We start from the raw sequence: 11,972 nt of genomic DNA, 5'->3' as shown, positions 1-11,972 counted from the left end.
CTAGAACTGCATCGTGCGCAGGTTGGGTTCCCTGCTCGCCGTCGGCGACGCCTGAGTCACCACCCGCGGTGCGGGCGGTGGAGGTGCCTTCGGTGTCGGTTCGTGCTCGAGCAGCCACAGCGCCGCCACCCACGCGCGCAGCGCCGCTGTCTCGGTCGGCGACTTCACGGAATCGATCACGCGGGCGCCGCCAGCGAGGTTCTTCCACTCGGCCGTCTGAGCGGCCAAGTCGAGCGCAGGCCACGGCGTGTGCCAGACGCTGCGCTCACGCACCGCGTCGTCGGCATCCGCGTAGGCATCGAGCAGGTCAGAGCCGGTGAGCTCAACGACACGCAGCCGAAACTTGCGGTCTGTGTCGAGCTTCTTCAGCAAGGTCGACTCGGGGGCACCCTTCGTCTGCCCCGTGACGGAGCGGATGCGACCCTTACGGTCGGAGCTCATCAGCCACTCCACGGGCCACTCGCTGCCACCACGCGCCGTGACGATCTCGCACTGCGCAACCCCATCAGGGCGGCGGCCCGCGAACGCGATGTAGGTGATGCCGCGATCGTTCGACTGCGCAATACCAGCGACGACGGGGCCGACGATGCGGTCGGCGCGTGACTTCACCGTCACTCGCCCGGCGTCGTCTTTCACGGTGGCGACGGTGGTCTCTTCCCACGCGCCCGGATCGAACGGGCCCGACGTCGCACCGTCGTTCCACTGGCACAACACCTCGGTGCGGAACACCCACTCCGGGTCGGTATTGCACGCGGCCGCGATCGTCCGATCGCTGATCGTGTATCGACGAGACGGGTTCGCCCAGGACCACCCGGCGCGGTCGCGGCGGTCGCATCCTGGGGGCGCCGACCACTCGAGCAGGATCAGGGTGTCTTCGTCCTGCTCGAGGTCGTCGACGGCGAGCGCAACGGTGTCGTCGTCGTAGTCGTCGAGCTCTTCGTCTTCGTCGGTGAGGCTGCGGATGGTTTCGAGGTCGTGCTCGGTGGGGCCGGCGTCGGCAGCATCATCAAGCGCGGCGATGCCATCGGGGTCGCCGAGGGTCTTGTGCGCCATGAGGCGCAGGTAGCGGAGGACGAGGCTCGTGACGTCGCCGGCGTTCGAGAGTGCGAGGATGAGCGCTTCGGACCGCGCCATCGTGGTCTTGGTGATCGCGCCCCAGGCATCCCAGGTCTGGTGCTCGCGAATCTCGTCGAGGAGCACCAGGTTGCCCGAGAGGCCGCGACCTGCGCGACGGTTCGCGGCCTTGACCTTGTAGCGGGCGCCGGTGGTGAGGTTGAGGCTCTTCTTGCCGTTGGTCTTCGTGACGCCCGCGACGATCGCGGCGAGCTCTTCTTGGTCGCTGACGATGTCAACGACTTCTTCCCAGAGCGCTTCGGCGACGTCGAGGTCTTGTGCGGTGCCGAGCACGAGGGGCCAACCCCAGATGAACAGCAGCCAGATCGTGAGCACCTGCGCGAGCGTCGACTTGCCGTTCTGGCGGGCGACGAGCACGACGGCTGTGCGGAACCGGAGCGAGCCGTCTTCGTTGAGCTCGAGCAGGCGGATCGCTGCGACCCGCTGCCACGGCAGCATGACGATGCCGAGCACTTCCTCGGCGAAGTCGATGACCTCGAACCCGAGGCTCGTGTCGGGTGTGAGCTCGCGCAGAGGCGGCGTGCAGATGCGGGGCTCGGCGGAGCCGAACAGGTGCGCGGTCTCGGGCGTAGCGAGGTCGCGTTCGTGCACCTTGTCGACGTACACCTGCCCGCATCCGGCAGGTACCGGCCACCGCTTCGGCAGCGGGCGGTCAGCCGCGCGCTGCGCGGCGCTTCGCGGCCGCGTCTTCGAACTTTGTGACCTTGCCGCCGGCACCGTCGACCTTCTTTCGCGCAGCCTCAGGGATCGACGCGGGAGTGATCTCGAGCTCCGCGCACCCCTTGAGGTAGGTCGGGATCGTCACGTACGACGCCTTCTGCAGAGCGTCGAGGCCCGCACGCTGCGCCTCGTCGATCAGCCATGCGAGGGTGAGCACGGCCTCGCACGCGCCCTCGTAGCGCTCCTTGGCGTACTTGCCGTCGACGGTGTAACCCGCGGCTGAGATCGAGTGCTTCGTCGCGTCGTACATCGGGCCGCTCTTGCGGCGCACGGCGGGCGGCCGGTTGAACAGCGGCGCCCACTCTTTGATCTGCTCCGCGAGTTGCCGCTCGGCGGCGAGCGCCGGGTGCACGATCGCGCCCTTCTTGTCGTCGGCGACCACGATGCCGTCGCCGGCGACCGACTGCGCCGTGGTGCGCCATCGCGCGATGAGGCTGCAGTAGGCCTCGAAAATCGTTGCGTCGACGGTCGGCGCGAACGACGATGCGTGGATCACGTTCTCGCGCCAGACCTCAGCGACGTCGTCGAGCAGGCGCTCAGGCGGCTCGGTGGGGATCTTGTGTCTGGTTGCCGACATGCACGCTCCCCACGGTCAGAGCGCCCGCGCTGACGCGGGCGATGGTCAGCACACCGAGCGCGATGCGCCCGAGGACGGGACGATTGAGGTCTTCGGCCTCGCGCGCGAGCGCTTCGGGTCGCAGGCGCGCGACGAGGTCGGACAGCGAGCGCCTCGAGCCCGGCCACTCGACGATCTCGCCGATCTGCTGCACCGAGAGGCGCGGGTAGTCGGCGAGCACGTCGTGAACGGCCGGCTCGAACTGTTCGCTGAGCGATGGGCGGTGGTAGTCGAGGCGGGCGTCAGGGGCGAGAGCGCGGCGCACTGCGTTGCGCGACGCGCCGTGCTCACGAGCGATCGAGCGGATGCCGCGGCCGGCGGCACGCTCGTCGCGGAGCGCTCGGCGGTCGTGCATCGCGCCGGCCTCGATTCGCTGTATGGGTCCGTTTTCACCGCCAGGCCCGGCATTTTTCGACACCCCCCTCTGGTTCGGGGGGAGAGGGAGGGCCGCGCGGGAGGTGTCCGCCCCCAGGGGGGTCGTGGATTTCTCGAGGCCCCCTCCCGCGTGAGGCTGGCGGTCACCAGTCCTGCGACGTGACACCGATCGCGATCGACGCGTCGCCGAGACCCGCCGAGTAGTTGCATGATCCGTGCGCCGGCGCCCAGTTCGACGGTGACCAGGTCAGCTCGGGGTACTGCTTGCGGGACTTCTTGTGCTGCACCGTGCATCCGTCTGGATCGGTCGAGGGCAGCGAGTAGTCGATCGGTTGCGAGCAGATGAAGCACGGTGTGTTGCGGCGGCGGCCGTTCGCCTTCACCTTGCGGAGCGCGGCCTGCGCTCGGCGACCGCTCCATGTCGGGATGTGGGCGCCGGTGTCTACCATCGGGTCGCTCCCTCCGTCGTGGCCGGGTGGGCTCCCGCGCGCAACAGCAGGAGCCCACCCGTTCTCACGAACGCGCCTCGCCGGATCATCAAGCGACTCGGCCATCTGGCCACCATGGAGTTGTGGTCGCGTGGTCTCGGCGAGGCGGTCTCTCGGCGAGGAGCACACCCGCACCGAGAAGTACGCACGAACGACGAAAGCCCCATCCGATGGATGAGGCTTTGGTCATAGTGGTCGTGCACGCACAGCGTAGCACGAAGGAACGAAGCATTTACGGCGAGATCGCCGGAACACTCACTCGACGCGGCCGGCCCGGCCGTTTGCGTGCGGCGACGGCGTCGACGGCGGAAGCGTAGACGCTCTTCATCGTGGTGCCGTCGGGCAGGCGCACTCGCACCGCCACCGCGAGTTCTTCCTTCTCGATCCAGATCTCCACCGTTCGCTGCGACCGATCGACACGCTTCGCTGCTTGCTGGATCGTGAGCAGCGGGTCATGCCACTCCGTGACAGGCTGGCGCTCGACGATGTGGTCGTCATCGGATGCCGGGTAGACGTACGCCTGGTCGTCGCGCCGCTCGGCACCCCACCTCGCCCGAGCATCCGCGAGAGACCACACCCGCCCGCTCACCGTCGTCTCCTCATGCCGCTCGAGCAGCTCGTGGTACAGTGCCGGCCCCCGGGCTGCGTCGTTCGCGATCACGTCGAGCTGGCCAAGGATCGCCTCGGAGTACATGGCGGCCGCGGTGATCTCATCGTCATCGGTGAAGCCGCGATGCGAGACGAACGGCACGGACGAGTCCACCGTCGTCGCCCATGCCCGCAGTGTCACGAGCACATCGCGGATCGCATCGATCACATCAGCCGGGGACTGCTCTGGGGCCTTCGCCGCTCCCGCCGCCGAGAGCACCTTCGCCGGCTGGTAAACAACGGCCTTCGCCTGGTCGCTCGCAGACCGCATCCGCCCCACGACATCAGGGGCATCCAGCAACACACCCCTGATCCGACCGAAGCAGCGCGAGCACAGCAAAGCCCCGTACCGCGCCTCCGAGACACGCGTCTCGCACTCCCCCGTGCACGTCGCCTCGCGACCACGCGGCCCGAACGCCGGGCACACCGCGTAGTGCACGACCTCGACGCATCCACGGACGCACGGGCGCTCAGAACGGCTCGTCGTCATCGGGCATCTCCTCGTCGGTCGTCTCCTCGAACATCGCGAGCTTCTCGGTGTATTGCTCCCGATCCATCCACTCCCGGTACCGCCTGGCCTGAGTGCCGCAAGGTCCGCAGGGTTGCAGCGAACCGTGAGGGTGATCCGGGCATCCCATGGGCGGAGCATCCATCGTGAGCGGGCGCTTGGGTCGCGTAGGTGCCTGCCGGGTGTAGTCGTCCTCCCAGCGAGCCCAACGGTCTTGTCGCGCTTGCTCCTCCGCGTCCGTGCGTGCACGTGCTCTCGCTCGCGCGTCCTCTCTTGTTCTTTCTCTCTCTCCAGCCGATGAAAATGGCCGTGCCGGCGGATGCGGTTCGGGGGCGAACGACGGGCCCGTGACAGGGGCCGTGAACGCCGGTGACGGCGCGGGCGAGGCCTGACGCATCGCCAGCCACTCCGAGCCGTCCTGCGCCCAGGTGGACACCATCCCGGCCTCCTCGAGCTGCAGAACGTGCAGGATCACCCGGTCCGCCGCGGCCTGCGGATCGTCGGCAGGGAACAGCTGGTGCGCGATCCGCTGCGGGTGCAGCTGCAGCACGTTCGCCGGCCCCACGAGCATCTGCAGCCCGAGCGCTGTCGCCGCAACGTCGACGGGCAGACCGAGCACGCAGGATGCCGGTGAGCGCCCTTCGCCATTCGGGGGTGGCAGGTGGGTTGTTTCCAATGGTGTTTCCTTCCCGCAGCATCGTGCGTAGACACTCGTCGAACGCGAGCTGAAGATCCTCTGGCTCCACGAAGAAGCACTCCGACCAGCCGCGGCCGCGAACCAAGATCCGGTCAGCACGGTGCGCCCCCTCCCCCGACGGGCCCGTGAACGCCGGGTCGAACAACTCGCGCAGGCGCCGGAGCCCCGCGCGCTCCCACGACGCATCCGTCCCCGGCGCGAGCAGAATCGGCACACCGCCGGACTGCCGCATCATCTCGACACGCGCACCCCGCGACGAGCGCCCGATCTTCAAGATGCCGAGCGCCGGCCAGTACACGAGATACGTCGTCCCGTACTTCAACATCCGAGACGGGTCACGCACACACTCGCGGCACGACAGCGCCCGGCGAGCGCGGAGGGCGCGACCCTCGACGACGGTGCGGCGGCCGCAGGCGCACTTGCAGCCCCACATGGGCTGTCGGGCGCCGGAGGGCGTGACACGGTCGTCGAGGCGGGTGATCGCGGTGAGGTGGCCGAACTTCTGGCCGGTGAGGTCGATGAGCGCGGGCATCAGCTGACCGCGCTGAGGGTGGGTCGCTGGCGCGGGAGCTGCTCGTCCTGTTCGGCGAGTGCTTCGATGGCGGCTGGGGCGCGTTGGGGGTTGCCGGCGACGTAGCGGCGGGTGGTGGAGGGTGACGAGTGACCGAGGAGGTCTTGCACGAGCAGCAGGTCGGAGGTGAGTGCGTAGGCGCGGGTGCCGAAGCGGTGGCGGAGGGTGTGCATGGTCCATTCGCCGGGGAGCAGGTCGCGGATGATCTTCCCGACGTAGCGTGGTGACAGGTGGCCGTTGTCGCGGCCGGGGAACAGGTAGCCCTCGGGTTCGGTGGCATCCGCCGATTCCGGTTCAAGGTCGATCCAGTCGAGGTCGGCGCGCGGCATCGCGCCCGAGTTGAGCAGCTCGCACGAGGCGTGAGCGTTCCAGTCGCCAGCGAAGCGCGACGCCTGCATCTCATCGTTGTCGACCACGTAGACCGCCGCCTGGAGGGTCACCACCTGATACCGATCCATCACTTGCTCCCGTTCTCGTGATCTTGGATGAGGTCCGGGTGCACCACGCACGCCGGATCATGGAAGGGATCGGGGCCACCGCACTTCGGGCACCGCACCGGATCGGCCGGCTCGTGGGCTTCGAGCCAGGCGACGCACTCAGGGCACCCACACGCCCGTATGTGGCCGACCGGCATAGGCGGATGCACCGGATCGGCCGATCGGGTCGGCAGGTCGAACTCATCGAGACACGCGTCATCAAGCTCTTGTTCCGCAAAAGACGCGCCGACACCCTTGCACTCGTCCCACGTCACCACGCCGCCCTCGTACTGGCCCCAGCTGCGGTCGGTGCACTCTCTACAGCAGTCCCATGTCGAAGTGGGACACGGTCGCACCTCGTGACCGCAGTCCCCGAAGGCGCACTCGTAGTCGTCGGTGGCCTCGATGTCGACGCGAGTGTGGTTGCTCATGACTCCTCCTGGGTACGGTTCGTGTGGTCTTGGATGAGGTCCGGGTGCACCACGCACGCCGGATCATGGAAGGGATGGGGGCCACCGCACTTCGGGCAGCGCACCGGATCGGCCGGCCTGTGAGTGTCGTAACGCCACGGTGACCAGCCCCAGCGTCCGTCGTCCCATCGGCGAGTGACACCGACGACCCGGCCGCAGCGGTGGCACTCGGCGCGCCCATTCTCAGTGACGACCGAGCGATGCACGATGTCAGTCACGCGATCGGCCTTGCTGTCGTGGATGCGCTGCACCGGACACTCGCCCGTGAGGCTCGCATAGCCGAGCGCGAACGCGGCGCGGCGCGCAGCCCCGTAGAGCATGCTGTTCGCGTTTCGGGTGCCGTCTGTCGCGGTGCGGATCACCTCGAGCGTGTTGCCCTCGGACTGGATGACCCGCGACACCGGACGACCGATGATCGCGACGCCGACCAGCTGGTCAGCCTCCGCGACCCCGACGCTGAACTTGTGGCCGATGGGCGGTTCATTGTGCCGGTGGTGCGCGGCGACGAACTCGCGTGCTGTTTTGAGGTCGACGGGCACGATCCGTAAGCTCACGACGCCACCCCGTTCTCGTGGTCCTGTACAGCCGAACTGTGCACCAGCTGGTCGAACAGCGTTTCTGGCCCTCCGAGCGGACGGTTGGACCAGATGACCTCACGGCGCGCCTGGCCTCGCCCGTCGCGGGCGCCGGTGAGCGTGTGCGTCTGCCAGGTGGCGAGCATGTCGGCATAGAGGTCACTGTCGTAGCCGGAGAGCACGACGGATGCCTCGCAGTCGAGGAGCGCCTGCAGGAGCGCTTCGTGCTGCTCGGGGCGGTCGAACTCGACCTCATAGCCGCGTGAGGTGCGCGTCGACACCAGATAGGGCGGGTCGACGTACAGCAGCACGTCGCGGTGACTGCCGTACTCAGCGATCACCTGGAGCGCGTCACGATTCTCGATCGACACGTTGAGCATGCGATCGGCGATCCCCGCGAACCGCCCGACCATGCGCTGGATGTACGACGGGCGCGACCCCGCGTTGCTCATGTTGCCCGGGTTCTGGAAGTGCGCCCACCCGGTCTTCCGGAGCGAGGCGTTGCGCCCCTGAGAGAGGATCACGAACGTGCGGCGGGCGCGCTCGATGTCGTCAGCATCCTCGCCACGGTGCACGTGCGCGTCGAGGAACTCTCCACGGGCGTGCGGCGTGAGGAAGCACGCCCGCTCAAGATCTGCAGGCCGGTCGCGCAAGGTCCGGAAGAAGTGCACCAGGTCACCGTTGATGTCGTTGACCGTCTCCATCACGATCGGCGGCTTCGCGAGGAGTACGCTACCCGCTCCGAAGAACGGCTCGACGTAGTGACGATGCGCCGGCAGGATGCTGGCGATCTCCTCAGCGACGCGCGTCTTGCCGCCGTAGTACGGGAAGGGCGGTTTCATCGGTTCGTGTGATCCTGTACAGCCGAACCTGAGCCGCGGCATTCTCCGCACGTGCTGACGATCTGCCGAGTGCTTTCGGGGTCGTCGTCGATCTGCACGCCGTCGCCGCCGCAACCTGCGCACGGCGACGGTTCACCCGATCGGTGAGCGAGCTCGTAGCCGAACGCGGCCGTGGCGATGTCGTAGCCCTCGCTCGGCACGACGGCGTTCCTGATCGCGAGGCGGCGGTCCTTCACCGCGCCGACCGGGATCGGCGGCAGACCGTACGCTGCGGCCATGTCGTCGGCGCGGCCGATGTTAGCGATCGGAATGCCAGTGTGTGCGTGGCTCATCAGCAACGGTGCGGCGCTCACCCAGTAGTAGTGCCGCAGCGTCACCACGTCGGGTGCGATCGGCGGCTCGTAGTACGTGTGCACGTTCTCGACGACGTACCGTCCGCCGTAGTCGCGCAGAACGGCGATCTCGGCCCACAGGCGCGGGTCGGGCGGCTTCACCTCGCGGTTCTTCACGTGCCACTCGGCGGGCCACAGGTGACGGTTCCCGCCGATGCCGGCGTAGGCGTTCAGCACGCGCAGCTCACTCATCGCGGCCCCCGTTCGTGTGGTCTGTGAGTGCGAGCTGCTGCTCACGGAAGGCGCCGTAGACGGTCAGCGCACGGTCGCCGTCGTAGCGGGTGACCATGTACGGGAGCATCACCTCGTCGAGAGACGCGAGCGACGCGTCGATGAGTGCCGCCTGCGCTTTCAGCCAGTCCTCCGCGATCCGCCACGCGACGCGGGCGGCCTGCTCACGCGTGCACTTCGCGCGGGGCACCTTGGGGTCGTTCTGCATCGCGGCGAGCACACCGTCGGTGCGGACAGGCAGCTCGAAGTCGCGGAAGCCGTAGTCGGTCTTCATCGTGAACGCGAGGCCCGCAGGGGCGCCGTCGTCGTCGTAGAGGGCTGAGATCGAGCGGACGCCGCGGCGCGCGAGCGCGGCCTGGATGCCGGCCATCGTCTTGCTGACAGCGATATCCGTCGTGTAGTTCATGATCGGCATGGCTCAGCCCCGATCCTTCCGACGCCACCACGGCTTCACCGCGGCCCGCTCGACCACACCGCGAAGACGATCCACCTCGGCGAGCGCGTTTTGGAGGGCGGCTGCGGTGAGGGTGTAGTGGGCGTCGAGCGCGTCGTAGTTCTGGGCGTTGAGGGTGAGGTCGTGGATCTCGGCGTATGCGGAGGTGAGGTCGTGTTCGATGTTGCGCACGGCGTCGAGCTCGTTGGTGAGGGTGTCCACTCGTCGGCGTAGGCGGTCGCGTTCCGCGGCCGCGGCGCCCCACTTTTCGAGCACGAACGCGATGCCTGCGGCTTCGCGTGCCTCGACGTGGGCGGTCTCGGCGAGGCTGTCTTCGGCGAAGCGTCGGGCCTGGTCGCGCTGTGCGATCGCGGCGGCGAGGTCGGCGTCGGTGGCGACGGTGGCCCAGTCGGGGCGGGTGTCGCGGAGGGTGACGAGGGCGGCGTGCCCGTCGGTGGTGCAGTGTTCGGCGGCGGCGTGCGCGTCGCGCATGCTGGTGAGCCATGCGGCCCGTTCGGGGTCGGTGAGCCGGTTCCAGCGGGCGGCGAACTCGCCGGGGGTGGAGACCTCGGTTGTCTCGTCGGGGTCGGTGGTGGGATCGGCGAGCGCGTGCGGGTCGACGGGTGTGGGGTCGGGGGCCGGCATGTCGATGCGGGTGCGGAGTTCGTCGATCTGGTCGGTGATGCCGGCGGCGGGGTACGTCTTTGCCCACTCGTCGAGGTCGGCGTCGGTGACCGTGTGCGGGGCGGCCGGCAGGGTGGGTTGCTCGGTCGGGGTGGTGGTGTTTTCGTTGGGGTGGGCGGCGAGGTAGGCGTCGACGACGGTCTTCCAGACGCTGCCGCGCTGGTTGACTTCGATGTTGTTCGCGTGGGCCCAGTCGCGGATGGTCTTCTGGGATGGGCGTGCGGGGGCCGAGGCCGGCGTCTGGTCGGCGATCGGCTCGGTCGCGGCGGGCTTCGCCGGGGCGGGCTTAGAGGCGGTGGCCTTCTTGGCGGGGATGACGGTGGCGGTGGGGGCCTCGGGGATGAGGCCGAGCTCGAGCGCGATCTCGGCGGGGCCGAGGCCGCGTTTGGCGAGCTTCTGGTAGCCGTAGTCGCCCGCGGCGAGCTGCTTCGCTTTCTTGCACGACAGGCCGTGCTCGTCGGCGGCGGGGCACGCGTTGCCGCGGCATCCCTGCGTGTAGCCGGTGGGGGTGCCGTGGGGGAACGTGTCTTCGAGACGATCGGATGCTGCGTTCATTGCTGCGGTCCTTCCTGCGAGTGCGAGTGCGGCCTCGGCGAGGTCGTCGGCGTGTGCGAAGAGGTCGGGGCGGAGGATGCGTGCGGAGAGCTCATCGAGCACCCCCCCCCCGTTTCGCGGTGGGTGGGTGTCATTCGGAGTCGTCGACGACGTCGTCGGTCTGGGCGGGGGTGAGCGCGTCCCGGTGGGCGGTCAGCGCCTCGGCGTCGAGCTCGGTGAGCGCGTAGCCCCACCGCTCGAGGTGTTCGTAGTGGCGGACGATCGCGTCGGAGGCACGGCCGGCGGCGAGCTTTCTCTCATGCACGGCCAATGAGATGGCGAGCATCATGCGGAAGGGGGCGATCTTGCGCGTTTCGATCAGGGAGTTGAGAGCGTCGGTGGCTGCACCGTACTTCTCTGTGTCGACGTCGATGCCCGTATTGAGGAGCGCGATGGTGATGTCGGGGGCGCGGTGGTCGGCGTAGTTAGATTCGTAGGCGGCGAGCGCGGCGTGCATGTACTCGTAGACGCCGGGGAGCTGGTTGATCTTGCCGGGCAGCATGTTCGTGATCCACTGGCGTCGCGCGGCGCGGTTCGCTTCGAGAGCGGCGGCGTGCTCGCGGCGCGCGGTCTCGGCCTGCTTCTCTTCGTCGGTCTGCTCTCGGGGTGCACGGCTGGGGAACGTGTGTCCGTGGTCCTCGTAGCCCTCGCATGCGTACTCGATCTTGAGGTCCTCGGCGCGGTATCCGTCGATGAACGCTCGATGACCGGGGCAGGCAGCGTGGTTGCGGGCGGTGAGCTTCTTGCCGGCGGCGTCGACGAGGTTGCTGATGCGCGTGGTGCCTGCTTTCAGGGAGCCGTACCCGTCGCTCTTGGCGAGCTTCACCTTCGCGGTGCGGGCTTCTGCCTTCAGCTCGGCGATGCGTGCATCCTTCGCGATTCGGTCTTGCGCGGCGCGGACCTTCCAGTCGAAGTCCTGAGGCTTCTCGACTGCGGTTTCCGCGAGCTCGCGTTGCACGGTCGGGTGCTCATCGAACTCGGTGAGGATCGCTGCTTTCTCGAGGTCCAGGGCGGGGCGGGACGCGAGGAGTGCGGTGGTCTTTTCCGAGCGGGCGGCACGGATGCCGGCAGTCACCCGGTTGGAGTTCTCGCCCGTGCGGGCGGCGATGTCTTCGATCGACTCGCCGAACAGCTCCTCGAGGCGCGACCAGGCGCGGGCGAGGTCGGTCGCGGGGATAGCCTCCCGGCGCTCGTTCTCGACGATCTGCTGCCCGAGAAGGATCGCCTCGGTCAAGGTGGCGGGGTCGCGGACGATCACAGGGATCTCGGTCAGGCCCACGATGATCGCAGCGCCCACGCGGCGAGCGCCGAAGACGAGGTAATAGGCCTGTTCATCGTCGTTCCAGACCACGGATGGGGGCTGGAGGATGCCGTTCTCAGCGACGGACTGGATGAGGCCCTCGTCCGGCGTAGCGCTCTGACGGATCTGGTCGAGGGTGCGGATGGTGGTGGGGTCGAGGGTGATGAGCTGCAGCGCGTGCGTCTCGGGGTCGGTGGTGTTCATGAGGGTGTGCTCCT

14 protein-coding genes are annotated in these 11,972 nt (G+C 68.4%); all 14 read right to left on the bottom strand.

The window, feature by feature from the left end; genetic code table 11:
- The 14 genes from ACPYN4_RS11580 to ACPYN4_RS11515 all read right to left on the bottom strand — a co-directional run bounded on the left by ACPYN4_RS11580 (position 1) and on the right by ACPYN4_RS11515 (position 11,958).
- The gene (locus tag ACPYN4_RS11580) at positions 1-1,740 is read right to left on the bottom strand and encodes a hypothetical protein (RefSeq protein WP_424446441.1); all 1,740 of its coding nucleotides are present in this window, start codon (positions 1,738-1,740) and stop codon (positions 1-3) included.
- A 46-nt stretch (positions 1,741-1,786) separates the two neighbouring features.
- Positions 1,787-2,431, bottom strand: a complete 645-nt coding sequence (locus ACPYN4_RS11575) for a P27 family phage terminase small subunit (RefSeq protein ID WP_424446440.1) — start codon at positions 2,429-2,431, stop codon at positions 1,787-1,789.
- On the bottom strand, positions 2,391-2,825 hold the full coding sequence (locus ACPYN4_RS11570) for a hypothetical protein (RefSeq protein ID WP_424446439.1): 435 nt from the start codon (positions 2,823-2,825) through the stop codon (positions 2,391-2,393). The genes ACPYN4_RS11575 and ACPYN4_RS11570 overlap by 41 nt, the downstream gene beginning before the upstream one ends.
- A gap of 163 nt (positions 2,826-2,988) precedes the next feature.
- Positions 2,989-3,294 (bottom strand): hypothetical protein, encoded by a 306-nt coding sequence (locus tag ACPYN4_RS11565; RefSeq protein WP_424446438.1) that lies wholly within the window; start codon positions 3,292-3,294, stop codon positions 2,989-2,991.
- A 271-nt stretch (positions 3,295-3,565) separates the two neighbouring features.
- The gene (locus tag ACPYN4_RS11560) at positions 3,566-4,285 is read right to left on the bottom strand and encodes a hypothetical protein (protein ID WP_424446437.1); all 720 of its coding nucleotides are present in this window, start codon (positions 4,283-4,285) and stop codon (positions 3,566-3,568) included.
- Between the two features lie 166 nt (positions 4,286-4,451).
- Positions 4,452-5,165 carry a hypothetical protein gene (locus ACPYN4_RS11555; protein WP_424446436.1) on the bottom strand — a complete coding sequence of 238 codons (714 nt, stop codon included), beginning with the start codon at positions 5,163-5,165 and terminating at the stop codon, positions 4,452-4,454.
- Between the two features lie 552 nt (positions 5,166-5,717).
- The gene (locus ACPYN4_RS11550; RefSeq protein WP_424446435.1) at positions 5,718-6,215 is read right to left on the bottom strand and encodes a tyrosine-type recombinase/integrase; all 498 of its coding nucleotides are present in this window, start codon (positions 6,213-6,215) and stop codon (positions 5,718-5,720) included.
- Positions 6,215-6,664, bottom strand: a complete 450-nt coding sequence (locus ACPYN4_RS11545; protein WP_424446434.1) for a hypothetical protein — start codon at positions 6,662-6,664, stop codon at positions 6,215-6,217. Before ACPYN4_RS11545 ends, ACPYN4_RS11550 begins: the two co-directional genes overlap by 1 nt.
- Positions 6,661-7,242, bottom strand: coding sequence for an XF1762 family protein (locus ACPYN4_RS11540; protein WP_424446432.1), 582 nt, complete (start codon positions 7,240-7,242; stop codon positions 6,661-6,663). Before ACPYN4_RS11540 ends, ACPYN4_RS11545 begins: the two co-directional genes overlap by 4 nt.
- An 11-nt stretch (positions 7,243-7,253) precedes the next feature.
- Positions 7,254-8,120 carry a DNA adenine methylase gene (locus ACPYN4_RS11535; protein WP_424446431.1) on the bottom strand — a complete coding sequence of 289 codons (867 nt, stop codon included), beginning with the start codon at positions 8,118-8,120 and terminating at the stop codon, positions 7,254-7,256.
- A complete protein-coding gene (locus ACPYN4_RS11530; RefSeq protein ID WP_424446430.1) occupies positions 8,117-8,704 on the bottom strand; it encodes a hypothetical protein in 588 nt (195 codons plus the stop codon). Before ACPYN4_RS11530 ends, ACPYN4_RS11535 begins: the two co-directional genes overlap by 4 nt.
- Positions 8,697-9,158 carry a hypothetical protein gene (locus ACPYN4_RS11525; protein ID WP_424446428.1) on the bottom strand — a complete coding sequence of 154 codons (462 nt, stop codon included), beginning with the start codon at positions 9,156-9,158 and terminating at the stop codon, positions 8,697-8,699. The genes ACPYN4_RS11530 and ACPYN4_RS11525 overlap by 8 nt, the downstream gene beginning before the upstream one ends.
- 3 nt (positions 9,159-9,161) lie before the next feature.
- Positions 9,162-10,517, bottom strand: a complete 1,356-nt coding sequence (locus ACPYN4_RS11520) for an Lsr2 family DNA-binding protein (RefSeq protein WP_424446427.1) — start codon at positions 10,515-10,517, stop codon at positions 9,162-9,164.
- A gap of 28 nt (positions 10,518-10,545) precedes the next feature.
- Positions 10,546-11,958 carry a ParB/RepB/Spo0J family partition protein gene (locus ACPYN4_RS11515; protein WP_424446426.1) on the bottom strand — a complete coding sequence of 471 codons (1,413 nt, stop codon included), beginning with the start codon at positions 11,956-11,958 and terminating at the stop codon, positions 10,546-10,548.
- Positions 11,959-11,972: the final 14 nt, after the last annotated feature.

Origin of the sequence: Microbacterium sp. CH-015, from assembly GCF_049707015.1 — a bacterium.
GTDB classification, from domain to species: domain Bacteria; phylum Actinomycetota; class Actinomycetes; order Actinomycetales; family Microbacteriaceae; genus Microbacterium; species Microbacterium aurum.
The sequence above is the reverse complement of the archived record's forward strand: the minus strand, read 5'-3'. Positions and strand labels throughout refer to the sequence as shown.

Excerpts from the sequence above, each read along its gene's own strand:
- ACPYN4_RS11575 (WP_424446440.1), bottom strand. The coding sequence starts at position 2,431 with ATGTCGGCAACCAGACACAAGATCCCCACCGAGCCGCCTGAGCGCCTG.
- ACPYN4_RS11570 (WP_424446439.1), bottom strand. The coding sequence starts at position 2,825 with ATGCACGACCGCCGAGCGCTCCGCGACGAGCGTGCCGCCGGCCGCGGC.
- ACPYN4_RS11565 (WP_424446438.1), bottom strand. The coding sequence starts at position 3,294 with ATGGTAGACACCGGCGCCCACATCCCGACATGGAGCGGTCGCCGAGCG.
- ACPYN4_RS11550 (WP_424446435.1), bottom strand. The coding sequence starts at position 6,215 with ATGGATCGGTATCAGGTGGTGACCCTCCAGGCGGCGGTCTACGTGGTC.
- ACPYN4_RS11545 (WP_424446434.1), bottom strand. The coding sequence starts at position 6,664 with ATGAGCAACCACACTCGCGTCGACATCGAGGCCACCGACGACTACGAG.
- ACPYN4_RS11535 (WP_424446431.1), bottom strand. The coding sequence starts at position 8,120 with ATGAAACCGCCCTTCCCGTACTACGGCGGCAAGACGCGCGTCGCTGAG.
- ACPYN4_RS11530 (WP_424446430.1), bottom strand. The coding sequence starts at position 8,704 with ATGAGTGAGCTGCGCGTGCTGAACGCCTACGCCGGCATCGGCGGGAAC.
- ACPYN4_RS11525 (WP_424446428.1), bottom strand. The coding sequence starts at position 9,158 with ATGCCGATCATGAACTACACGACGGATATCGCTGTCAGCAAGACGATG.
- ACPYN4_RS11515 (WP_424446426.1), bottom strand. The coding sequence starts at position 11,958 with ATGAACACCACCGACCCCGAGACGCACGCGCTGCAGCTCATCACCCTC.